The following is a 23,016-nucleotide window of genomic DNA, read 5'->3' as shown; positions in this document are numbered from 1 at the left end:
CGCTACCCCGCTCCGGGAGGGGTCTGCTTCGACTCGGCCAGCTCGTCGACGATGAGGCTGCGCTCATCGGTCGTGCCGTTGCGATAGGCCTGTCGGCCGACCATGTGCGCCGACAGCGGCGCCGTCGCGAACTGCATCAGCACGATCGGGGCCACGAGCACGAGCCCGATCAGGATGCCGCCGATCGAGCGCTGCGACAGCGCGATGGCGACGCAGATCAACAGCAGCCCGAGCACCTGCGGCTTGGTCGCCGCGTGCAGGCGGGACGGCACATCGCGGAAGTGCAGAAGGCCGACCGCGGCAGACAGGCACAGCAGGGCGCCGAGCAGGATGAGGACGAGCACCGCCACATCGATGACGGCGTCGGGGATCAGGAGACCGAGCACGTTCATTGCGTCGTGTTGTCCCTTCTCGCGACGAAGCGGGCGACGGCGATCGAGCCGAACACCCCGATCGCGGCGATGATCAGCAGCACCGGGATGTTGCGGGTGTGCCCGTTGATCGCCATCTCTGCGCCGAGGACGCACATCACCTCGGTGAGCAGCACGTCGGAGGCGACGGCACGGTCGAGGATCGACGGTCCGCGGATGATCCGGATCACGGTGAGGATCGCCGCGACACCGAACACGATCATGATCGCCATCAGGAGGATGTTCATCGTGCACCGCCCTTCGCGCGTCCGCCGGTGCCGCCGACGAGCCCGGCTCTCTCGTCGGCCTTGAGTGCACGGTACTGCGCCGGGTCTCCCAGCGCACGCACGATCCGACGTTCCCAGAGGAGCACGCCGGCGCGCTGCATCTCGACGTCTGCCGCATCACGCACGCCGATCACGTGCAGGTACAGGATGCGACGATCACGGTCGGCCTCGACGATGAGCGAGCCGGGGATGAGCGACGACGTGACGGCGACGTGCGTCATCACGAGGTCGTCGGCGTAGCGCAGGGGCACCGCGATGATCGCGGCGCCGGGCTGGCGGCGGAAGTCGAACACCTGTCGCGTGACCGAGAGGGCACCGCGCAGCACCGCGAACAGGAACTGCACCACGAACAGGGCCGTGTACCAGAGGTTGATCCGCCCGGACAGCGCGACCGTCGGCAGGCGGAACACGCGCGTGACGAACACCGCGACGATGAGTCCGGTGAGGAACGACAGCACGGTGAACTGCGCCCACAGCAGCATCCACAGCACGACGAGCCACGCCAGGAACGGCAGCTGCACGCGGATGTCGCGCCAGAGGTGACGTCGGGTGTCACGCGCCATCAGCCCACCTCGTCTTCCAGCTGCACGAGGCTCACGGGCTGGAGCAGCCCCGCGCCGATGCGGTCGCAGAGCGCGTACAGAGGACCGGCGAAGATCGTCAGCGCGAGTGTGACCGCGACCATCCCTCCGGTGGCGACCGTCATGATCTTCGGGATGCGGCGCGTCTTCTGCTGCTCGTCGGCGGCGGGCGCGCTGCCGAGGTACGAGATGCGGCTCTCGGTCTCGGTGGAGTCCTCCTCCTCGCGCCAGAACGCCAGGTTCCAGGCGCGCATCAGCGCGTACAGCGTCAGCAGCGAGGTGACGATGCCGCCGATGATCAGCACGATCATGAGGGGGGTGCCGACGGATGCCGCTGCCTCGAACAGCGCGAATTTGCCGATGAACCCCGAGAAGGGTGGCAGTCCACCGAGGTTGATGGCCGGCACGAAGTAGAGCACGGCGATCACCGGCGCGACCTTGAGCAGGCCCTTCACCCGCAGGATGGACGTACTGCCGGCTCGACGCTCGACGAGTCCGACGGCGAGGAACAGGGTCGTCTGCACGACGATGTGGTGGACGATGTAGTACACCGTCGCGCCGATCGCGGCGGGTGTGGCGATCGCCAGACCGAAGATCATGTACCCGACGTGGCTCACGAGGGTGAACGACAGGATGCGTTTCAGCTCGGCTTGCGCGACGGCGCCGAGCACGCCGATGATCATGGTCGCGAGGGCGATGATCAGCAGCAGGGTGTCGATGCTGTTCGACGCGAAGAGCTGCGTCTCGGTGCGGATCAGCGCGTAGACGCCGACCTTGGTCAGCAATCCGGCGAACACCGCCGTGACCGGGGCCGGGGCGGTCGGGTACGAGTCCGGCAGCCAGAACGACACCGGGAAGATGGCCGCCTTGATGCCGAAGGCGATCACGAGCATGAGGTGCAGCACGAGCTGCGTCTCCTGCGGGAGCTCCGACATCCGCTCGGCGATCTGGGCCATGTTCACGGTGCCGAGTGCGCCGTAGATCATGGCGATCGAGGCGAGGAACAGGATCGACGACACCAGCGAGACGACGATGTAGACCGCGCCGGTGCGGATGCGGGACTCGGTGCTGCCCAGCGTGATCAGCACGTACGACGCCACGAGCAGGATCTCGAAGCCGACGTAGAGGTTGAACAGGTCGCCCGCGATGAACGCGTTGAAGATGCCCGCCGCGAGGATCAGGTACGAGGGGTTGAAGATCGAGATCGGCGTCTCGTCGGCGCCGTCGGCGACGCCCTGGCCGATCGAGAAGAGGAGGACGGCGAGCAACACGATGCTCGACACCAGCACGAGCAGCGCCGACAGCCGATCGACGTACAGCACGATGCCGAAAGGCACCGGCCAGCCGCCGACCGAGACGGCGAGCGGCGCACCGGCATCCACCACCACCAGCAGGATCGCGGCGATCACCGACACGATCGCGAGAGTGGCGACCGTGACGAACACCTGCAGGCGGGCGTTGCGGCCGAAGACGAGAGTGACGGCCGCACCGAGCAGCGGCAGGGCGACGAGGAGCGGGACGAGGGCGGTCATGGCCGGTCCTCCTCGTTCTCGGGGCGGTCGGCGGGGCGGTCGGCGGGGCGCACGTCTGCTGCGTCGAACGGCGCATCGTCGTGGATCGCCGGGTGGTCGCGCATGTGCAGCACCGTGATCGGAGCGGTCTGCACGCCCACGAAGTCGGTCGTCGCCTCCTCTTCGAGGTTCGCGTCGTCCTCCAGCACGTCCTCGTCGGCGTCGGTGCGCTCGCGGAGCGCGATGTCGGCCGCGTCGTCCTCGACGGTGTCGGCCTGGCCCAGCTGCCAGGAGCGGTAGATCAGGGCGAGGAGAAACGCCGAGACAGCGAACGTGATCACGATGGCCGTGAGGGTCAGCGCCTGCGGGAGCGGATCGCTGACCTCACCCTCGGCGCCGTAGAACGGCGCGTTGCCCGGCACGCCCATCACGATCAGCAGCAGCAGATTCGTCGCGTTGCCCAGCAGCAGGAAGCCGATCAGCACGCGGGTCAGGCTGCGCTCGAGCATCGCGTACACACCGCACGCGAAGAGCACCGCCATCACGACGATCAGGGTGAGCGAGACGTCCATCAGCTGCGCACCCCGCTCTGCGTCGGGCTCTCCTGGGGGCGGAGCGCGGACTGGCGGTCGACCTCGGCGCCGAGGCTGCGCAGCACGTCGAGGACGAGCCCGATCACGACGAGGTAGACGCCGATGTCGAAGATGGTCGAGGTGACGAACTCCATGTGTCCGATGCCGGGGATCTCCCACTCCCAGAACGAGCTCGTGAGAGGCGCGAGGCCGAAGAAGAGCGGGATGACGGCGGTGCCGACCGCGAGGATCAGGCCGGTGCCCAGCAGGCGACCGGCATCCGTCGGGGCGGCGGCGCCGAGCTCCCACCGTCCGCCGGCGATGTACCGCATGACCAGCGCCATGCCGGCGACCAGCCCGCCCGCGAACCCACCGCCGGGGAGGTTGTGCCCGGCGAACAGCAGGAAGATCGACACGACGATGATCGTGTGGAACAGGATGCGGACGATCACCTCGAGCAGGATCGACCGGTTCTCCGGTTTCATCTTCTGACCGCCGACGAGCCACGCCCGCGGGCTGTCCTGGTTCTCGGAGGTCTGGAAGCGGATGCCCTCGGTGGTCTCCACGAGGGGACGGCTGCGGGCGGCCTTGCGCGTCGCGCGGGGCAGCACCTTGGTCGCGGCGAGCAGATCGGCGCGATGCGTGACGAATACGAGGGACGCGACCCCGGTCGCCGCGAGCACCAGCACCGACAGCTCGCCCATCGTGTCCCACCCGCGGAGGTCGACGAGCGCGACGTTGACGACGTTCTTGCCGTGCCCGAGCTCGTATGCGAGCTTCGGGAAGGCGGCGGAGATCGGATCGGCGACGCGTGACTGGGTCGCGACGACGGCGACGAAGGCCATGGTCACACCGACGCCGATCGCGAGCAGCGCGCGCGGGATCCGGCCGACGGAGGCATTGTGCTCGCCCATCCGCGCGGGGAGTCGGCGCAGCACGAGGGCGAACGTCACCATGGTGACGGTCTCGACGAGGATCTGCGTGAGGGCCAGATCGGGGGCGCCGCTCGTCGCGAACAGCGCGACCATGCCGAGCCCGGTGACCGAGACCAGCACCACGCCCGTGTACCGCTTCTGCGCGCGGACGGCGAAGACGCCGGCGACGGCCATGATCGGCGCGACGGCGATCTGCGCGGGTGTGTGCCACGCCGAGAGGTTGTAGCGGTCCACGTCGCTCGCGATCAGCGCGGTCACCTCGGCGGCGACGAAGACCACGAAGATCGTCCCGACGTAGACCGGCAGCGAACCGCGCTGGGTGAGCGTCGTGCTGAGCACCGACAGACGGTCGATGCCGCGCATGACGAGGTAGTACGCGTCCGCGGCCGTGAACGGCAGCATCCGCGCCTTGGCGTCCCAGCCGGTGCGGCGCGAGAGCCAGAAGACGCCGAAACCGAGCAGGATCGACAGGATCGAGATGCCGAGGGCCGGTTCGAGCCCGTGCCAGAGCGCCAGGTGCCCCGGCCCCTCGACGGCCTCGCCCGCGGCGTCGAGTCCCGGCGTCGCGGTGACCGCATACCCCTGCAGGGCGTGATCGAGGGCGGGAGCGCCGATGCCGGCGGCGAGCGTGAGTCCGGCGAGGATGATCGGCGCCGACAGGAAGCCGACGGGAGGGTCGGGCCAGGCGGTGTCGGGCAGGCGCTGTCCCTGCTCGTCACGCTTGGTCCAGAACGCACCCCAGAGGAAGCGGATGCCATATGCCGCGGTGAGCATGGAACCGACGCTGACGCCGATGATCGCGACCAGACCCCACGGCGACCCGTACTGCGCGTCTTCGAGCAGAGCGGTGAGCGTGGACTCCTTGGCGACGAAGCCGAGAGTCGGGGCGATGCCGGCCATGGACGCCACCGAGATGAACGCCGCTGTCGCCATGACGGGTGCCTGTCGCCCGACACCCGAGAGCTCGGTGATGTCACGTGTGGAGAGCTGGCGGTCGATCACGCCCACGATCAGGAAGAGAGCCGACTTGAAGAGCGCATGACCGATGACCAGCGCGAGGCCGGCGAGAGCAGTGGCCTGCGTGCCGTATCCGACGACGATCGCGAAGAAGCCGAGCTGGCTCACGGTGCCGAAGGCGAGGATGCGTTTCAGGTCGGTCTCGCGCAGCGCCTGGATGCCACCCAAAAGCATGGTGATGATGCCGAGGGTGATCACGATCGGCCGCCATGGTCCGCTGAACGCGAAGATCGGGGCGAAGCGGGCGATGAGGTAGATACCCGCCTTCACCATCGCCGCGGCGTGCAGGTAGGCGCTCACCGGAGTCGGAGCAGCCATCGCGCCCGGCAGCCAGAAGTGGAACGGGAACAGCGCCGACTTGCTGATCGCGCCGATCAGCAGCATGACGATGGCCGCGTCGACCATCGGTCCCGTCGGAACGATCTCCAGGATCTCGCGGATGCTCGACGTGCCGGCGTCCACCACGAGCAGCACCACGCCGACGAACATCACGAGACCGCCGAGCGTCGTCACGAGCAGCGCCTGCAGGGCGGCACGTCGGCTGGCCGCGCGGCGCCGGTAGTGGCCGATGAGGAGGTACGAGAGGATGCTCGTCACCTCCCAGAACATCACGAGCATCACCAGGTCGTCGGTGAGGACGAGGCCGTACATGGCACCGGCGAAGCCGAGCAGCACGCCGGCGAACGAGCCGATCCCGTTCGTGTCGTCGAGGAAGTACCAGCGGCAGTAGAACAGCACGAGTGCCCCGACGCCGGTGACGATCAGCGTGAGCACCCACCCGAGCACGTCCATGTTCATGGACAGGTTCAGGCCGAGCTGAGGGATCCACGGGACCGAGACGAACGGGGGCGAACCGCTCAGGACCTCGGGAGTGCGCACCAGCGCGTGGATGAATGCCGCGGCCGGAATGAGCGCCGCGATGATGAACGCCTGCGAACCCAGCCAGCGCACCAGCACGGGCATGAGCAGAGACCCGAGGAGGAACACGGCGAGGAGCGTCAGCATATACGCGGCTCCCTCGGGGCTCGTCGGCCAAGTGGCTCAGGCGGGCGGGTGTCCGTCCAGTTTACCGGCGTTAGGGAACCGTGAGGACCGCGGCTTCTGCGAGCGTGCGAGAGTGGTCGCATGCGGCGGGTGTGGGTGCGGGAGTCGACCGGGTGGATCGGTGCGCTCGGTGTCAGCATCCTGATCGCGGGTCAGGTCGCGGCATCCGCTCGTTCGGAGCTGCTGTTCCGCGACGGGGATTCGCTGGTCGTGGCGATGTTCGCTCGCTCCGTGCTCGCCGGGGGGCTGCAGGACTGGGCGATGTCGAGCGTCCTGTTCCTCCCGGAGTCGACGGTCTTCGCCGGTCTCGACGCGGTGCTGCCGCTCGACGTGAACGCTCTCCTCGCCGTCAGCGCCGTGGTGAATCTGCTCGCGCTCTACGGCGCCCTGCGCCTCGTGGCCGGTCGGCGTCGCGACAGCGGGGCTCCGGTCGCGTGGTCGCTGATCGTGCTCGTGGTGTTCGGAATCCTCGCCGCGACCGAGACCTCGGCCTCCCGCGATGCTCTCGAGCTCGCTTCGCTGCAGCTGACGACGACGTACTACGCGGCGACCGTGGTCGGTGTGGTGATCTCGATCGGGCTGGTGCGGCGCGTGCTCGACCGCGGACGCGGAGGGATCGGACTGTTCGTCGCGCTCGGCGTGGTCGCGGCCATCTCGACGCTGACGAATCCGCTCTTCGCGGTCTGGGCGACCGTGCCGCTCATCGTGATCATCGTCATCGGAATGGTCGGATCGACGGCGAAGGCGAGGTCGGCGGCGCTGCTCGCAGTGCTCGTCGGCGGCACGGCGCTGGGCCTGCTCGCTCGCATGCCGTTCGCGGCATGGATCGCCAACACCGGCGCGGGTTACGCGCAGCCGGAGCAGTGGAACCAGTCCGTCGGCTACTACGGGGGTCTTCTCGCCGACCGCCTCTCGACCCCGCTCGGCGTCATCGGCGCCGTGCTGACCCTCGCGCTCCTGGCGTGGGCTGTCGTCCGGACAGCGCGAGCAGACGACGACGGCTCACGCCTCGTCGCGACGATCGCGTGGCTGGCGCCCGTCCTCGTCGTGATCGGCGCGATCGCTCTCGGCACCCACGCGGCTCGCTACCTGCAGCCGCTGGCCTTCGCGCCGGTGCTCGCCGTGGTGGCGTCGCCCCGAGCATTCCGGATGCCGTCGGCAGTGTCGCGCGTCGTGCTCTCGGTCGCGGCGGTGCTCGTGCTCATCAGCGGCGCCGTGAGCATCCCGCGCCTGGCCGCTGCCGCCGAAGCGCCCGATCCCGATCTCGTCTGCGTGACGGACTGGGTGAACGCATCCGACCGCACCGGCGCCGGACAGTTCTGGACGGTGCGGCTGCCGAAGCTGCATCTCGCCGATCCTTCGCAGCTCGTGCAGGTCGACCATCAGCTCAACGGCTACGCGTGGCTGGTCAACCGCCACGACTTCGACATCGGCGAGGTGTCGTTCCTCGTGGAGGACGCGCAGACCGTGCAGTGGCAGCTGCCGGTGCCCGCCGTGCCCGAGGATGTCGTCGAGTGCGGCCGATACCGCATCCTCGATTTCGGCGACACGACGCTGCCGCTCGGCCCGCAGCGAAGCTGAGTCCTCAGCGCGCGGGCGGGGCCGTCGTCGTCCCGGCGCGGAACCGACACGTCAGGTGCTGCGTGATGCCCGGTTCGCCGCGCAGCATCCGCGCCACCTGCTCTCCCGCAGCGCGCCCCTTGTCGACCGCCGGCTGCACGCTCGTGGTCAGAGTCAGGTGCGACAGCCCGTCGACGGCTATCCCGTCGAATCCGGCCACGGAGAGGTCTTCGGGCACGCGGAGACCCAGCTCCTCGGCGGCACGGATGACGCCGACGGCCAGCAGGTCGCTCTGGGCGATCACGGCGGTCGGTCGCGCCGCGGCGTCGGCGAGCAGCATCCGGCCGACGAGCACGCCCTCGTCGATCAGGCTCCCCGAGGCCGAGATCGCCGGGGCATCGGGGTAGACCTCGCGGAAGCCCGCGAGCCGATCGATCGTGACGTCGACCGTCGCCTTCGCGAGCCGTTCCCCCGTGACGACGCCGCGCTCACGGTCGCTGTCGAGCGGGAGCGTGACCAGGGCGACGTCGCGGTGTCCGAGGCCGTGCAGGTGCCGAGCGACATCGGCCGATGCCTCGGCGTTGTCGAGCATGATGCGCGGAATCCCCTCGCCCGCGTCGCCTTCGATCACGACGACGGGGAGGCCGCGGCTGCGGACCACCTCGAGGGACGCGCGGGTGCGTCCGGAGCATCCGATCAGCACGAAGGCGTCGACGGGCGCGCTGGCGAGGGCGGATCCGTCTTCGCCCGGCTCATCGCGCATGAGCAGGATGCCGGCGCTGAGCTCTGCGAGGCCATCGGTGAGTCCATCCATCATGGCCGTGGTCACCGGGTCGAGGAACGCCGCCCGCAGGTGGCCTTCGAGCACGACCGCGACGATGCCGCTGCGTCCTCGGCGCAGCGACGCGGCCCGCGGGTCCGGTCCCGCGTAGCCGAGCTCTGCGGCGGCGGCGAGCACGCGCTCCCGTGTCGCGGCGGCGACCTTGGCCTTGCCGCTGAAAACGACCGAGGCCGTGGACGTGGCCACGCCGGCCTCGCGCGCGACGTCGGCGATGGTCGCCCGGCGCGGCGTCTCGTTACTGCTCATACTCCGAGGATAACCCGGTTCCGTGCGCAGGAGTCGAATCGATTCGATAGGCTGTCCCGCATGGACACCGCTCTGACCCGTTCGCAGTTCGTGCGCTGGCGCGCCGCGATCTTCGCCATCTTCTTCGCCAGCGGCCTCTCGATCGCGACGTGGGCGTCGCGCGTGCCCGCGATCAAGGAGGCGCTCGGGCTCGACAACGCCCAGGTGGGATCGATCCTGCTCGGCATGGGCGTGGCATCCATCATCGGCATCTCGACAGGACCCGCGGTGATGGTGCGAACCGGAGCCCGGCGCGGCATGCTGCTCGCGATGCTCATGTTCGCGGCGGGCATCGCTCTCGTCGGACTCGGTGCCGACGTCTTCGGATCCGTCGGGGTCGTCCTGGCCGGCATGGCGCTCTTCGGCTTCGGCAACGGATGCCTCGACGTGATGATGAATGTCGAGGCGACGGCGATCGAGCAGCGAATGGGAAAGACGATCCTTCCCGTGTTCCACGCCCTGTTCAGCTTCGGCACGGTGATCGGGGCGGGCATCGGCGCACTGGCCGCCGGCCTCTCGGTCAACGTCGCGACGCATGCCGGTGTCGTCAGCGCCCTGATCGTCGTGATCGCCGTCGTCTGCTTCTTCCAGGTGCCGGTCAGGGCGGCCGCTCTCGACCCGGAAGGCAGCGAGAAGCCGCCGCTCCGCCAGCGCCTGCACACCGCCCTCGAGGCGTGGCGCGAACCGCGCACCTACCTGCTGGGCGTCGTCATGCTCGGGATGGCCTTCGCGGAGGGAGGCGCCAACGACTGGATCGCGCTGGGCACCGAGCAGGGGCACGGACTCTCCGACGGCACCGGCGCCGTCTCCCTCGCCGTCTTCTCGATCGGAATGACCCTCGTGCGGCTCTTCGGCGGCCCGATCGTCGACCGCGTCGGCCGTGTGATCGTGCTGCGCGTCCTCGCCGTGACGGCGGCGGGCGGCATCCTGCTGTTCATCCTCGCCCCGAACCTTCCCTTGGTCCTGGTGGGCGCTGCGCTCTGGGGAATCGGTGCTTCGCTCGGCTTCCCGTTGGGCATGTCCGCCGCAGCCGACGACCCGGCGAAGGCCGCGGCCCGGGTCAGCGCTGCGGCCACGATCGGCTACATCGCCTTCCTCGGCGGCCCGCCTGTGCTGGGCATCATCAGCGAGCACATCGGGCTGCTCAACACCCTGTTCATCCTGGTGGTCCTCGTGGGGCTGTCCGGACTGTTCTCGGGAGCGGCCAGGCCGCTGCGCGAAGACGAGAAGACCGCGGCGACGAAGTAGGCTCGACGGGTGCGCCTCGTCATCGCCCGCTGCTCGGTCGACTACACCGGTCGGCTCAACGCCCATCTTCCGCTTGCCACGCGTCTTCTCGTGCACAAGGGAGACGGGAGTCTGCTCGTGCACTCCGACGGCGGCAGCTACAAGCCGTTGAACTGGATGAGCCCGCCGTGCTCGCTGTCCAGCGAAGAGCCCGGCGAAGAGGAGGCGAGTGCCGGCGTCGTCGAGGTCTGGCGGGTCACGCACAAGAAGACTGGCGACGCTCTGCGGGTACAGATCTACGAGATCATCCACGACACCTCACACGAACTGGGCATCGACCCCGGCCTGCAGAAGGACGGCGTGGAGGCCGACCTGCAGCGTCTGCTCGCCGAGCAGGTCGAGCGCATCTCAGAGGGCGCGACTCTCGTGCGCCGCGAGTACCCGACGGCGATCGGCCCGGTCGACCTGCTGGTGCGGGATGCCGACGGCGCCGCCATCGCGGTCGAGATCAAGCGCCGCGGCGACATCGACGGCGTCGAGCAGCTCACCCGCTACCTCGAGCTGCTCGGGCGCGATCCGCACCTCTCCCCCGTGCAGGGCGTCTTCGCCGCGCAGGAGATCAAGCCGCAGGCCCGCGTGCTCGCCGAGGACCGCGGCATCCGCTGCCTGGTGCTCGACTACGACGACATGAAGGGCATCGAGTCCGGCATCCCCCGGCTGTTCTGAGCGCTCAGCGGGACGTGATGAGCCGCGGCTGCGGGCCTTCCAGTCGGGCGACGGCGATCTTCACTTCCGTCAGCTCGTGCTCGACGCCGGTCACTCGATCTTCGAGGCGATCGAACCGCGCGTCGACCTTGTCGAACCGCGCGTCGATCCTGCGGACGAACCAGCCGCACAAGCCGGCGACCGCGGCGATGACGGAAACTGCAGACGCGACCGTCGTGATGACCTCAGCTGACACGAACATGCCCCCATTCTCGCCCGCGGATCCCCCGCTGTCACGACTCTAGAGCCGCGATATTCTCGTCGGCACGAGCCGTGGAGAACTCCATCCGCTGCACACCTGTGCAGGAGGCGCTGACGTCCGCCCACCGCCCCATAGGCTGGAGGCATGCCCTCTTCTTCTCCCTACTCGTGCGTGCTCTGGGACGTCGACGGCACCATCGTCGACGCCTCCGTCGGCATCCTGCGCCGCCTGAACGTCGCCCTCACCCACTTCGGCCGCCCGGCGCCGACGCGCGAGGAGCTGATCCACTGGATCGGACCGCCGATGTTCGAGTCCTTCCAGGACCAGGCCGGCATGACTCCCGCCGAGTCCGCTGACGCGGTGACCTTCTACCGGACGCTCGGCAAAGCCGACGGCTACACGACCGACGCCGCCACCTATCCTGGCGTCGTCGAGCTGATCAACGACCTCCACGCCGCGGGCGTCCCGCAGGCGACGGCGAGCTCCAAGCCCGAGAACCAGGTCGACGCGCTGGTCGACCACTTCGGCCTGCGCCCGTCGTTCCTCACGACCGTGGGCGCCACGCCCGACGAGTCGACGCTCGCGTCCAAGACCGACATCGTCGCCGAGGCCCTGCGGCGTCTGACGGAACTCGGCGCCGACACGTCGCGGCCCGTGCTCATCGGCGACCGGCACCACGACGTCGAGGGCGGCAATGCCAACGGCGTGCCGGTGGTCTTCGTCGAGTGGGGCTTCAGCGACCACCACGAAGGCGACGAGGCGGCGTTCCGCGCAGCATCCGTCGACGAGCTCCGGTCGCTGCTCCTCGCCTGACCGCACCGGAAGAACCGCGCGACGGCGGCAGGAAACCCGCAAAAAGCACAGAACTCCCCGCCGGATGTCGCGCGAGGCGAATCCGGGCGGGGAGTTCTCTGAACCGTCCGCTCTTAGAGCGGACGGATGTTCTCTGCCTGCAGGCCCTTGGGACCCTGCGCGACGTCGAACTCGACTCGCTGGTTCTCATCGAGAGACCGGTAGCCGGATGATTCGATGGCGGAGTAGTGCGCGAAAACGTCGGCGCCGCCGTCGTCGGGGGAGATGAAGCCGAAGCCCTTCTCCGAGTTGAACCACTTGACCGTGCCCTGAGTGCTCATGTACTGCCTGTTCGTTCTACTGATGAAGAAGCCGACGCAGGTATGCCCCGACATCGCTAACGGTAGTGGAGGCGGCCCCGAGGGGAATAGCACGGGCAAGAAGGTAATCCAAATGTTGCACGAGCGGCATCCGCTCGTCACATCGCCGCGGGCATCGGGCACGATGAACGCGCCCGGAAAATGGTGTGGCCCTCACCGCGGGGGGAGCGATGAGGGCCGAAGACGACCGGAGGGTGCGTCAGAAACAGCCTAGCTCTTTTTCCAGGTCCTTGTCCCCCTTTTGGGGGACAAAACCGAAAATCGGTGGGCGGATGGCGATAGCGGCCCCCTCGAATAGTCCATTGGGGACTGAACTACTCGAGGGGGCCCAATCGCGTGCACGGATCGCCTTGCCTCTGGGGAAGGCTGCCCGTCATCTGGGGAGAGACGGAGACGATCGATCCCCTTGTGCACGCACCTTCACCATAGGGGAGGATGCGCGATCTCCGCCACGGACCCGAGCGGCTACGCTGAGCCGGTGACGATGCTGAACAAGGACATGACGCTGTGCATCTCGCTGTCGGCGCGGCCCAGCAACAACGGGACTCGTTTCCACAACTTCCTCTACGAGACGCTCGAGCTCAACTGGATCTACAAGGCCTTCGCCCCGACCGACCTCGCTCAGGCGATCGCCGGTGTGCGCGGGCTCGGCATCCGCGGCTGTGCGATCTCGATGCCCTATAAAGAGGACGTCATCGCCCTCGTCGATCGGATGGATCCGTCGGCGACCGCGATCGACTCGGTGAACACCATCGTGAACGACGACGGCGTGCTCACCGCGTACAACACCGACTACTCGGCCATCGCGCAGCTCATCGAGCGCAATGGTCTCGACACCGCCTCGTCCGTGCTCCTGCGCGGGTCGGGCGGCATGGCGAAGGCGACCGCGGCCGCGTTCCGCGACGCCGGGTTCACGACCGTCACGATCGTCGCCCGCAACGAGGCGAACGGGCGCGCACTCGCGGACCTCTACGGATTCGAATGGCTTGCGGATGCCGGTGACGCCACGGCCGACGTGCTCGTCAACATCACCCCGATCGGCATGGCGGGTGGAACAGAGGAGCATGCGCTTTCATTCTCGGCTGAGGCGATCGCCGCGGCATCCGTCGTCTTCGACGTCGTGGCGCTCCCGTCCGAGACGCCGTTCGTGGCCGCCGGTCGGGCGGCGGGGAAGACCGTGATCACCGGGGCCGAGGTCGCGACGCTGCAGGCGCTCGAGCAGTTCGTGCTCTACACCGGCATCCGTCCGTCCGCCGAGCAGGTGCGGGCCGCCGAGGAGTTCATGCGCGCTGCGCCGTGAACGAGCAGTGAGAACGCGGAAGTGCGTGATCGGGAGAGCGATACCTGGGTAGCCTAGGCGCATGAGCGCGCCTCGCATCGCCCCACGGTCCATCGCCCGGCGGACGACCGCTGCCATCGCCGCCACGGCGATCGCGGCCCTGGTCCTGGCTGCGTGCACCGGGGGCGGCGGCGAGGACGGCACGACGACCGACGGGAGCCAGGGCTTCCCCGACGACGGCTGCACGCACATCACCATAGCGACGTCGTCCGAGAAGGTGAACATGCTCGACGAGCTGGCCGCCGCGTTCAAGGACTCTCCGGAGCACGACGGGCTCGACACCTGCGCGACGGTCCGCCCGACGAACGTGTCGTCCGGCAACGCGGCGCGCTACCTGACGGCGGGCGACGACTGGCCGAGCGACGACCGCTCCCTCTGGCCGACGCTCTGGTCACCGGCATCCACGGTCTGGACCGACCGCGTCGCCGCGGCCGCATCGCCCAGCCTCGTCGGCGAACCGGCGTCGTTCACGCGTACCCCCGTCGTGTTCGGGATGCCGGAACCGATGGCCAAGGCGCTCGGCTACCCCGAGAAGCCGATCAGCATCACCGATCTCGAGGGCCTCTGCCAGGATCCCGCCGGGTGGGGCAGCGTCGGCAAGGACATCTGGGGCGCCTTCAAGATCTCGAAGACGAACCCGAACACGTCGACCACCGGCCTCTCGACGATCCTGATGCAGTCCTACGAGGCATCCGGCAAGGCGGATGCGCTCACCTCGGCCGACGTGGATGCCGCTGCCGACTTCTCGCGCGTGTTCGAGGAGTGCGTGATCCACTACGGCGACACCACCGGCAACGTGCTCGCGACCCTCTACGACGAGACGCAGAACGGCGCGAACGGCTCGGCGTACGTCTCGGCGGTCGCGCTCGAGGAGACGTCGCTGCTCAACTACAACCAGGGCAACCCCGACTCGCACACGGTGCAGCCGGGAGAGACTCTGACGCCCCCGAAGACCAAGCTCGTCGCGGTCTACCCGGCGGGCGGCTCGATGTGGTCGGACAACCCGGTCACCGTGCTCGGTGCGGACTGGGTGACGGCCGAGCAGCGCACCGCCGGCGAGGCGTTCGCCGAGTTCCTGCAGACCACGCCCGCGCAGAAGATCCTGCCGGAGTACGGCTTCCGTCCGCTCGACGAGTCGGTGCCGCTCGGCGACCTGTTCACCGCGAAGTTCGGCGTCGACCCCGCGCAGCCGGCCGTCACGCTGCCGAAGCCCGAGGTCGATGTCATCTCCACCGCGATCGACCAGTGGACCCAGGTGCGCAAGCCCTCGTCGGTGCTCGAGCTGATCGACATCTCCGGCTCCATGGACGACCCGATCGGCGACGGCCGCTCCCGACTCGACGGCGCGATCGAGGGTGCGCAGACGACCCTCGGCCACTTCCGCTCCTCCGACGAGGTCGGCGTCTGGGCGTTCACCACCGGCATCTCGTCCGATGAGGGCGAAGGAATCCAGGTGCTGCGCGACGTCACGGCGCTCGGAGCCGACGGCGAGAAGCTCGACTCCTCGCTGGATGACCTGCGATACGCGCAGCGCAACGGCACGCCTCTCTACGACGCGGTGCTCACGGCGTACGAGGCGATGAGCGAGCGGGCGGAACCCGGCCGCATCAACGCGATCGTCGTGCTGTCGGACGGAGAGGACACCGACTCCACCACCTCGCTCGACTCGCTGATCGCGAAGATCGGCAAGAGCTCGAAAGAGGGCGGCGACGACGCGCCGGTGCGCATCTTCACGATCGCATACGGCGAGGGCGCCGACCCGACGGCGCTGCAGCGCATCGCGGATGCCACCGGCGGCCAGATGTTCGACGCCTCGGATGCCGAGCGCATCGACCTCGTCTTCGCCTCCGTGATCAACAACTTCTGAGGTGGGAATGTACATCGCCGCGGCATCCGACAACCCGTGGGTCAACGATGCCGTGGCGGGGCTCGACTCGGGAAACATCTACATCGACCCGAGCGTGTCGGGAGCGTCCTCCCTGCAGGCGGAGCTCGCCGGCGCCGTCCCCGGCGACGGATCGATCGCGATCGTCGTGCTGCCGGCTCAGGCCGACGACAACAACGAGTACGCCAATCAGGTTCTCACCGAGATCGCACGATCGTCCGACCAGAAGACCATCGTGCTCGCGGTGGGCGATGACGTGCAGGCGACCTCGACCGTGATCGACGCCGACGAAGCACTGCGCATCGCCAACGAGAGCGAGACCGCGGCCGGCGGCAACACGCCGGACGCGCTCGTCGCGACCGTGCAGCAGATCGTCGAGGAGACCCCGACGTCTCCCGGTGGCGGCACGGGCGGCGGCGCGGATCTGCTGCTTCCCGTGGTGATCGGCGGCGTGGTGATCGTGGCGGGCATCGGCACCGCGATCGGCCTGATCACGCGGCGGCGGCGGAAGAAGCCTGCGGCGAGCGCGGACCCCGTGCCGGCCGGCATCCGTCTGCGCGTGAATCGGCTGCGCGAGCTGCGTGCGGACTACGCGGCGCTCCCGGGCAATCCGGTCGCGGCGGAGACGGCCGTCGGCATCGACGCGCTCGCCTCGCACGTCGAGCAGCTGTTCGTGCGCCTCGACGCGAAGGCCGGCGAGGATCAGAGCGTGCTGGCCGAGGCGGAGTACTCCGACAAGCTCGCTCGCCTGGTGGCGGCGCTCGACCGCGACTACCTTCTCGATCTGCTCACGCGCCCGGACCTCTGGGATGCGCCCGACGAGCGCGTCGGAGAGGTGCGCGAGGCGCTCTCGGCAGTCACGACGCAGATCGTCGACAACATCAAGCAGGTCAACGCCCGCAAGGGACTCCTCTTCCAGGTGTCGCTCGACTCGCTCATCGGGCGGTCGGAGCTGCGCGACTGGGAACGGCAGTTCAAGAAGAGCGCGGGAGAGTAGCCGGGTTCAGCCGGCGCGGGCTTCGGCCAGGTACGCGAGCCGGTGCAGCGTCTCCGCGTTGCGCCAGCGCAGCATCGGCGCCGTCAAGAAGCGTGGGACGAGGGTCGCCGGGCCCTCCACGGGCTCCTCGTCGATGCGCACCAGGCACCCCGAGCTGAGTCTCCGCGCGCGGATCGTGACCGTGGCCTCGCCGACCGGCCAGCCTCGTGCGCGCATCACGGCGCGGTGCGGCGGGTCCCACTCCTTCATCTGCGTCGTGTCGTCGAGCAGGGCGGGCCAGACGCCGAAGGAGTGGTGAAGCTCGGCGGCGGGGCTCGGCCAGGAGTCGTCTACGTCCCGCATGCGAGATGCTCCGACCACCCACGTGGGGTAGAGCCAGCCGTTCCCGAGCACGCGGAAGACGTCGTCGGGGGTGCAGTCCATCGTGCGAGTGTTGGTCGCCATCCTGTCTCCGTTCCGTGATCATCGTGCGCGGCTGGCACGCGGTGCGCGAGGCGGTTGACAATCCGGGATGTTGACCCTGGGAACCGATGTGTCAACCCGCTGTGCGATCACGCTGTCGGCGGGCAGTGTGGCGAAGGTACGACGATGCGGAGGACACGATGAAGGCACTGACCTGGCAGAAGAAGCGCACGGTGACGGTCGAGGAGGTCCCCGACCCCGTGATCGAGCAGCCCGAGGACGCGATCATCCGTGTGACATCTTCGGCGATCTGCGGCTCCGACCTGCATCTGTACGAGCTTCTCGGCCCCTTCCTCGATCGGGGCGACATCCTCGGTCACGAGCCGATGGGCGTCGTCGTCGAGGTCGGTTCGGCCGTGACGAAGCTCACGGTCGGCGACCGCGTGGTCATCCCCTTCAACATCTCCTGCGGCGAGTGCTTCATGTGCCGCCGAGGACTGCAGTCGCAGTGCGAGACCACACAGGTGCGCGAGTACGGCAGCGGAGCCTCGCTCTTCGGATACACCAAGCTCTACGGTCAGGTGCCGGGTGGTCAGGCGGAGTACCTGCGGGTGCCGCTGGCCGACTACAACCACATCCCGGTGGGAGCGGACCTGCCCGACGAGCGGTACCTCTTCCTCAGCGACATCCTGCCCACCGCCTGGCAGGGCGTGGAGTACGCGCAGGTTCCCGAGGGCGGCACGCTCGCGGTGATGGGTCTCGGACCGGTCGGTCAGTTCGTCTCACGGATCGGACGCCACCGCGGATACCGCGTGCTCGCGGTCGACCCGGTGCCGGAGCGGCGTGCGATGGCGGAACGACACGGCATCGAGACCTTCGACCTGACCGACACGATCGTCGACGAGCTGCGCGACCTCACCGAGGGTCGCGGGGCGGACTCGGTCGTGGATGCCGTCGGCCTCGAAGCGCACGGCAACGGCGGGGTCGCCTTCATGCAGCGGGCCGTCGGCCTGCTGCCGGACGCGGCTGCACGGCAGGTGATGGACAAGGCCGGCATCGACCGGCTCGCCGCGGTCTATGCCTCGATCGACGCCGTGCGCCGCGGTGGAACCGTCTCGCTCAGCGGCGTCTACGCCGGTGACGCCGACATCATGCCGATGAAGACCCTGTTCGACAAGCAGATCAGCATGCGCATGGGGCAGTGCAACGTGAAGAACTGGGTCGACGACCTGCTGCCTCTGGTGGAGGACGTCTCCGACCCGCTCGGCGTCATGGATCTGACGACGCATCACGCGCCGCTCGAGGATGCGCCAGGTCTCTACAGCACGTTCCAGAAGAAGGAGGACGGCTGCATCAAGGTCGTGCTCCACCCGTCGACCGTGTAGCAGTCGAGAGCCACAGACATGCGGGGGCGGAGAGCCGCGCCACGGAGGGTGTGACGGGCTCCTCTCCGCCCCCGCAGCAGTTCAGTCGCCGGAGTGGCGGGTGCCGATGCCGGGTTCGTCATTGTGCGCGGACCCGTATGACTCGGCTTCGTCCTTCGCCTCGTCCTGCGTGGACTCGTCGACGCCCACGGCGCCGACCGCGCCCGAGTCGGCGCCGCCCCCGCCCGCAGGAGTGTCGCCGACGTACAGCAGCTCACCGGAGCCCTCGCCCTCGCGGGCCTTGAGGTGCTCGGTGATGACCGCCTGCGCGTCGGACTCTGCAGGCGAGGCGACGTCGGCCGGTCGGGGCTCTTCGGCGCCGGTCATTCGGCTGTCCTCAGGTCGCTCGGAGCGTCGCCGCTGTGCCCGGTGCCTTCGCCCTCCGGGGCGAGATCGCCCTGACCGTCATCCCCGAGCTCGGCCTCGAGGAGTTCCTCTCCCTGGGTCTCGGGCTGCTCGACATCCGTGGGGAAGGTGCCGTCTGTCGGGTCCATGCTGTTGATGAGTCCTTCGGGATTCGACATGGTGCTCTCCTCTTGTTGGTGGCTCCAGCATCGATCGGATGCCGCGCGCACGCAGGTCCGTTGACACGGGGCGGCGGCGGGGGTAGCCCGCCGCTACCCGAGCCCGGGGCCGCTTTGCAGGTTGAGACCACACGTGCAGGTCAGATCGGGCCGTTTCGACCTGCAATCGTTGATCTCGCCTGCAGATGGTGGCGCGCGGCGATGTCCCGGGCGGCGGTCAGTCCCGCGGCGCCGCCGTTGACGCGCGCACGAGGAGCTGGGAGCCGAGCGTCACGACGTCGCCTACGTCATGCCGGCATATCGGGATGCTGCCGGGAAAGTGATTGCTGGCGCTTCTTCGTACTTCTACTCTGTGAGTGTTCCCATATGAGTACGTTAATGCCTCGTATGAATACATACCGATACTGAAATAGCGAGGGGGTGCAGACATGGCGTTCACCGTGAACCGAGTACCGACCGACATCAAGGTCAGTTGGGGAGTCATCTGATTTTCGACATAACCCGACGTCAGGTCACGGCAACCATACGTCGCTGCCGTGGCCTGGCCCGACCGGGAAGAGAGACATGAGACCACAGATCCGACGGTCGCTTCCCATTTACTGGGTGCACAATTCGATGGTGCGCATAGGCGCTCAACAAGGAATCACCAGGGAGCTCGAGGATCCTAAGGGCGAGCTGCGCGTGCTACTTCCGCTTCTCGACGGCACTCGATCGCTGGAGTCTGTGATCGCCCGAGCTGGCGAACTGATGCCGAGGCTTCGCGCGGAGCAGATTCGAGAGGGCTTAGCGCTCCTTGACGAGAGTGGCCTCATCGAAGACGCATCTCTTTATGATGAATTGCCCGAGCGACTCCACGCGAATCAGGCCTTCTTCACGGCCGCTGCAGCGACGAGCGATTCGAAGGGGAACCGAGCGCAGGGTGTGCTGCAAGAGTCGCACGTCCTGCTCCTCGGGCTCGGCGGCGGCGGGAGCGCGTGCCTCCCGCAACTTCTTGCCCTCGGTCTGGGACGGCTCACCATCGTCGACTACGACGTCGTCGAGACAAGCAACCTCAATCGCCAGACGCTTTTCCGGACGTCCGACCTGGGTCGAAAGAAGCTCGACGTGGCACGTGAGTACGCCAAGGCATTCGCCCCCTCGACCGAGGTTTCGGCCTACGACCTTCGAATCGAAGGAGTCGAGCAGGTGCAGCACCTCGCGGAGGGGACTGCGGGGATCCTCTGCACAATCGACGAACCACCCTTTGTAGCTCAAAGGCGCGTCAACGCTGCGGCGATCGCATTGAAACTGCCCGCGACCTTCCTCCTCTCCCAGCACACGCGAGGCAGAGTGTTTTCGGTCAAGACCGAAGAATCCGGTTGCATGGATTGCCTGCAGATTCATGACGAGTTGAACACTGTCGACTTCCTACCGCAGTACCGCGCACTCATGTCACCGGAACGTCCGGGCACGACCGCCGCGATCGCCCCGCATATACAACGTCTGGCGTCATACGGAGTGGACGAGATCCTGCGTTTGACGACTCGCTACGCCGCCCCGATCGCTCTCGGGAAACAGGTCGAGATCGACTACCTGACCGGCGAGCTAGGAACTCTGATGGCGTGGGACAGGCATGAAGGCTGCCCCACATGCGGGACAGCCGATCCCCGGTTCGAGTATGTCTTCGAAGTCGCGCCTCTCTGACTTCGTGAGACGCACATCATCGGTGGAGGGGTACGGATTCACGTGACGACAGACGGCAGCACGACAAACGACGGAGGAGCCGACAGCCCGCCTTCCTTGTGGCAAGTGCGCGACTACAAGGTGTGGTTCTCGGGCGACACATTCTCACAGCTCGGCCTGTTCGTGGGGGTGTTCGCCTTCACCCTCCTCGCCTTCCACGTGACGGGAGACCCAGCCGTCGCCGGTCTCATCGGCAGCGTCAGTGCACTCGCGCAGGCGTTGTCGATTCTGCCGGGCGGCCTGTTGCTCGATCGGGTGGACCGCCGCGCGTTGATGATCGGATCAGGAGCGGTCGCATTCATCGTTTACGGGGCCCTGGCCCTCGCTGCTTGGGGCGGCCTACTCGACGCGATCTCTCTCCTCGTGTTCGCCGTGGTGGGAGGCATTTTCGGCGGGCTGTTCGCGAACGTCACGGATGTGGTGCTTCCCCGCATCGTGGGCAAGCAGCTTCTGCCGGACGCCTCCGCGGCGAATCAGGCCCGCGACGCCGCGATCCAACTCGGCGCATCGCCGTTCTCGGGCCTCCTCTTCGGAGTCCATCCCTCACTGCCATTCATGGTGACCGCCATCGCACGACTGGGAGAGGCGGGCGCAGGCATCGCTCTCCGCACGGATCTGCGTCCGGGAGCGGACGGGACGGCTTCGTCAGATGAGGCCGATGTCACGGCCGGCTTACGGTGGCTCCGCCGATGGGCCCCGCCCCGCGTGCTCATCCTTATCGTGCTGGGTGTCAACTTCGCGCTGGCGAGCTGCGGCACCGCAATCGTCTTGAGCCAGCAGCAGCTGTCCACCGAACCGTGGAAGATCGGCGCCATCCAGACCTTCCAGGGTGTGGGGATACTTCTCGGCGCGATCGCACTCATGCGTGTCTCGCGATTCATGACCGGCGGAACGATCATTCGGGTATCGATCTGTGTGGTCGGCGCCGCATTCTTCGGGGCGATCTTCACCCAAGACGTCTGGCTCATAGCGCTCTTGGCGTTGGTCGCCTCTCTTCCGCTCATTCCTCTGAACGCCATGCAGGGTTCGTACCTCGCCCTCCTGATCCCCGATGCACTCCGCGGCAGGGTTCTGTCCATTCAGACGTTCCTCGGTTCCATCGCCGCCGCCATCGCGCCCGGTGTGGCCGGTCTGCTGTTGAAGTACGGCGGCTACGTCGCGGCGATAGCGGTCCCCGTCGGACTCCTCGGGATCATCATCATCGTCGCGCTCTTCTCACGTTCCGTCGCCGGCATTCCGCGCAAGAGCGACCTCGAGGGCGTCGATCCGCTGCGGCTGTGAGATTTCGTCAGGCGCGCGGTGCCGCCGTCGAGGCCCGCACGATGAGCTGGGAGCCGAGCGTCACGACGTCGCTCATCACCGCGCCGGAGATCGCCTGGAGCAGCAGATCGACCGCAAGGGCACCGCAGCGCTCGATCGGCATCTGCACGGTGGTGAGACCCGGCGTCACGGCACCGGCGAGATCGATGTCGTCGATGCCCACGATGCTGATGTCATCGGGGCAGCGGCGGCCGAGTTCCGACATGCCGGCCTCGAGGCCGAGTGCGACGAGGTCGTTGTAGGCGACGACCGCCGTGGCGGTGCTGGCCGCGGCGAGCGCGGCGGCGGCACGGCCTCCTTGAATCGACGCGGCATGGTGGCTGAGGCGGGTGAGACGGATGCCGTGGCGCTCGCAGGCGCGCGAGATGGTGTCGAACCGGCGGGCGTCGGCCCACGATCCACGCGGCCCGGAGGCATACGCGACGTGTTCATGGCCGAGGGCGACGAGGTGCTCGATGGCCTGGGTGGGACCGTGCTCGGTGTCCATCACGACACAGGGTGCCCCGTCGATCTGGCGGTTGACCACCACATACGGCGTGCCTCCGACCGATGCGAGCACCTCGTCGTCGGGGAGGCGGGGAGAGCACAGCAGCATCCCGTCGAGCTTGCGCGCCTGCTCGATCTGCTCGCGCTCGCGGCGCAGATCTTCGTCGGCGTCGAACAGCACGATGCGGTGACGGCCGTGCCAGGCCTGACCCTGGATGGCTTTGAGGAGCATCGCGTACACGGGGTTCGCGATGTCGGGCACGATGACGCCGAGGGTGCGCGTGGCCACGCTGTTCTGCGGGTTCGTGTAGCCGAGATCGACGGCGGCCTGCAGCACGCGCTCGAGCGTTCCGCCGGCCAGACGCTCCGGCTCGCCGAAGGCGCGCGACGCGGTCGCGATGGACACGCCTGCCCGTCGTGCCACGTCGGTCAATGTCGCTGCCACGTTCGCCTTCCGCTTCGTCGTCACTCTATGATCGTGCATCCCGAGTGTGAAACGGGTTGACAA

The 23,016-nt window shown here is 68.1% G+C and carries 23 protein-coding genes; 10 read left to right on the top strand and 13 right to left on the bottom strand.

What is annotated here, in order from left to right:
* Positions 1-2: 2 nt before the first annotated feature.
* The 6 genes from mnhG to LC452_RS07045 are packed head-to-tail and all read right to left on the bottom strand — an operon-like array spanning position 3 to position 6,318.
* Positions 3-392, bottom strand: coding sequence for a monovalent cation/H(+) antiporter subunit G (gene mnhG, locus LC452_RS07070; protein WP_223623603.1), 390 nt, complete (start codon positions 390-392; stop codon positions 3-5).
* A complete protein-coding gene (locus LC452_RS07065) occupies positions 389-658 on the bottom strand; it encodes a monovalent cation/H+ antiporter complex subunit F (protein WP_223623601.1) in 270 nt (89 codons plus the stop codon). Before LC452_RS07065 ends, mnhG begins: the two co-directional genes overlap by 4 nt.
* Positions 655-1,260, bottom strand: a complete 606-nt coding sequence (locus tag LC452_RS07060; RefSeq protein WP_223623599.1) for a Na+/H+ antiporter subunit E — start codon at positions 1,258-1,260, stop codon at positions 655-657. The genes LC452_RS07065 and LC452_RS07060 overlap by 4 nt, the downstream gene beginning before the upstream one ends.
* Positions 1,260-2,810: a Na+/H+ antiporter subunit D gene (locus LC452_RS07055; protein ID WP_223623597.1), complete on the bottom strand. Its 1,551-nt coding sequence runs from the start codon at positions 2,808-2,810 to the stop codon at positions 1,260-1,262. The genes LC452_RS07060 and LC452_RS07055 overlap by 1 nt, the downstream gene beginning before the upstream one ends.
* Entirely contained in the window at positions 2,807-3,361 is a 555-nt protein-coding gene (locus LC452_RS07050; protein ID WP_223623595.1) for a Na(+)/H(+) antiporter subunit C, read from the bottom strand. Before LC452_RS07050 ends, LC452_RS07055 begins: the two co-directional genes overlap by 4 nt.
* On the bottom strand, positions 3,361-6,318 hold the full coding sequence (locus LC452_RS07045; protein ID WP_223623593.1) for a Na+/H+ antiporter subunit A: 2,958 nt from the start codon (positions 6,316-6,318) through the stop codon (positions 3,361-3,363). Before LC452_RS07045 ends, LC452_RS07050 begins: the two co-directional genes overlap by 1 nt.
* A 120-nt stretch (positions 6,319-6,438) precedes the next feature.
* Here LC452_RS07045 and LC452_RS07040 point away from each other — a divergent pair, with 120 nt between their 5' ends.
* On the top strand, positions 6,439-7,938 hold the full coding sequence (locus tag LC452_RS07040; RefSeq protein WP_223623591.1) for a hypothetical protein: 1,500 nt from the start codon (positions 6,439-6,441) through the stop codon (positions 7,936-7,938).
* Positions 7,939-7,942: 4 nt separating this feature from the next.
* Here LC452_RS07040 and LC452_RS07035 read toward each other — a convergent pair whose 3' ends face one another.
* Positions 7,943-9,004, bottom strand: a complete 1,062-nt coding sequence (locus LC452_RS07035; RefSeq protein ID WP_223623589.1) for a LacI family DNA-binding transcriptional regulator — start codon at positions 9,002-9,004, stop codon at positions 7,943-7,945.
* A gap of 60 nt (positions 9,005-9,064) precedes the next feature.
* Between LC452_RS07035 and LC452_RS07030 the strand changes: the two genes are divergently transcribed.
* Together LC452_RS07030 and nucS are read left to right on the top strand one after the other, a co-directional pair.
* Complete coding sequence (locus tag LC452_RS07030; protein ID WP_223623587.1) at positions 9,065-10,291, top strand: MFS transporter; 1,227 nt, start codon at positions 9,065-9,067, stop codon at positions 10,289-10,291.
* Between the two features lie 9 nt (positions 10,292-10,300).
* Positions 10,301-10,996, top strand: a complete 696-nt coding sequence (gene nucS, locus LC452_RS07025) for an endonuclease NucS (protein ID WP_055871644.1) — start codon at positions 10,301-10,303, stop codon at positions 10,994-10,996.
* 4 nt (positions 10,997-11,000) lie between these two features.
* On the opposite strand, the gene LC452_RS07020 is transcribed toward nucS, so the two are convergent.
* Entirely contained in the window at positions 11,001-11,237 is a 237-nt protein-coding gene (locus tag LC452_RS07020; RefSeq protein ID WP_223623585.1) for a hypothetical protein, read from the bottom strand.
* Positions 11,238-11,381: 144 nt separating this feature from the next.
* On the opposite strand from LC452_RS07020, the gene LC452_RS07015 reads away from it, so the two are divergent.
* A complete protein-coding gene (locus LC452_RS07015; protein WP_223623583.1) occupies positions 11,382-12,050 on the top strand; it encodes an HAD hydrolase-like protein in 669 nt (222 codons plus the stop codon).
* 113 nt (positions 12,051-12,163) lie between these two features.
* Here LC452_RS07015 and LC452_RS07010 read toward each other — a convergent pair whose 3' ends face one another.
* Positions 12,164-12,370 carry a cold-shock protein gene (locus LC452_RS07010; protein WP_046014597.1) on the bottom strand — a complete coding sequence of 69 codons (207 nt, stop codon included), beginning with the start codon at positions 12,368-12,370 and terminating at the stop codon, positions 12,164-12,166.
* A gap of 517 nt (positions 12,371-12,887) precedes the next feature.
* On the opposite strand from LC452_RS07010, the gene LC452_RS07005 reads away from it, so the two are divergent.
* The 3 genes from LC452_RS07005 to LC452_RS06995 all read left to right on the top strand — a co-directional run bounded on the left by LC452_RS07005 (position 12,888) and on the right by LC452_RS06995 (position 16,630).
* Positions 12,888-13,709 carry a shikimate 5-dehydrogenase gene (locus tag LC452_RS07005; protein WP_223623581.1) on the top strand — a complete coding sequence of 274 codons (822 nt, stop codon included), beginning with the start codon at positions 12,888-12,890 and terminating at the stop codon, positions 13,707-13,709.
* 61 nt (positions 13,710-13,770) lie between these two features.
* A complete protein-coding gene (locus LC452_RS07000; protein ID WP_223623579.1) occupies positions 13,771-15,615 on the top strand; it encodes a substrate-binding and VWA domain-containing protein in 1,845 nt (614 codons plus the stop codon).
* Between the two features lies 1 nt (position 15,616).
* Positions 15,617-16,630: a hypothetical protein gene (locus tag LC452_RS06995; RefSeq protein ID WP_223623577.1), complete on the top strand. Its 1,014-nt coding sequence runs from the start codon at positions 15,617-15,619 to the stop codon at positions 16,628-16,630.
* Between the two features lie 6 nt (positions 16,631-16,636).
* Here the strand turns inward: LC452_RS06995 and LC452_RS06990 are convergent, their stop codons facing one another.
* On the bottom strand, positions 16,637-17,074 hold the full coding sequence (locus tag LC452_RS06990) for an SRPBCC family protein (RefSeq protein WP_223623576.1): 438 nt from the start codon (positions 17,072-17,074) through the stop codon (positions 16,637-16,639).
* Between the two features lie 158 nt (positions 17,075-17,232).
* On the opposite strand from LC452_RS06990, the gene LC452_RS06985 reads away from it, so the two are divergent.
* The gene (locus tag LC452_RS06985) at positions 17,233-18,417 is read left to right on the top strand and encodes a zinc-dependent alcohol dehydrogenase (protein WP_223623574.1); all 1,185 of its coding nucleotides are present in this window, start codon (positions 17,233-17,235) and stop codon (positions 18,415-18,417) included.
* Positions 18,418-18,498: 81 nt separating this feature from the next.
* Here LC452_RS06985 and LC452_RS06980 read toward each other — a convergent pair whose 3' ends face one another.
* Positions 18,499-18,783, bottom strand: coding sequence for a hypothetical protein (locus LC452_RS06980; RefSeq protein ID WP_223623572.1), 285 nt, complete (start codon positions 18,781-18,783; stop codon positions 18,499-18,501).
* Positions 18,780-18,980 carry a hypothetical protein gene (locus LC452_RS06975; RefSeq protein ID WP_223623570.1) on the bottom strand — a complete coding sequence of 67 codons (201 nt, stop codon included), beginning with the start codon at positions 18,978-18,980 and terminating at the stop codon, positions 18,780-18,782. Before LC452_RS06975 ends, LC452_RS06980 begins: the two co-directional genes overlap by 4 nt.
* A gap of 603 nt (positions 18,981-19,583) precedes the next feature.
* Between LC452_RS06975 and LC452_RS06970 the strand changes: the two genes are divergently transcribed.
* Both LC452_RS06970 and LC452_RS06965 read left to right on the top strand, forming a co-directional pair.
* A complete protein-coding gene (locus LC452_RS06970) occupies positions 19,584-20,663 on the top strand; it encodes a ThiF family adenylyltransferase (protein ID WP_223623568.1) in 1,080 nt (359 codons plus the stop codon).
* Between the two features lie 42 nt (positions 20,664-20,705).
* On the top strand, positions 20,706-21,983 hold the full coding sequence (locus tag LC452_RS06965; RefSeq protein WP_223623566.1) for an MFS transporter: 1,278 nt from the start codon (positions 20,706-20,708) through the stop codon (positions 21,981-21,983).
* 7 nt (positions 21,984-21,990) lie between these two features.
* Here LC452_RS06965 and LC452_RS06960 read toward each other — a convergent pair whose 3' ends face one another.
* On the bottom strand, positions 21,991-22,977 hold the full coding sequence (locus LC452_RS06960) for a LacI family DNA-binding transcriptional regulator (RefSeq protein WP_223623564.1): 987 nt from the start codon (positions 22,975-22,977) through the stop codon (positions 21,991-21,993).
* Positions 22,978-23,016: the final 39 nt, after the last annotated feature.

The organism is Microbacterium sp. EST19A, from assembly GCF_019969685.1.
Lineage (GTDB): Bacteria > Actinomycetota > Actinomycetes > Actinomycetales > Microbacteriaceae > Microbacterium.
The sequence above is the reverse complement of the archived record's forward strand: the minus strand, read 5'-3'. Positions and strand labels throughout refer to the sequence as shown.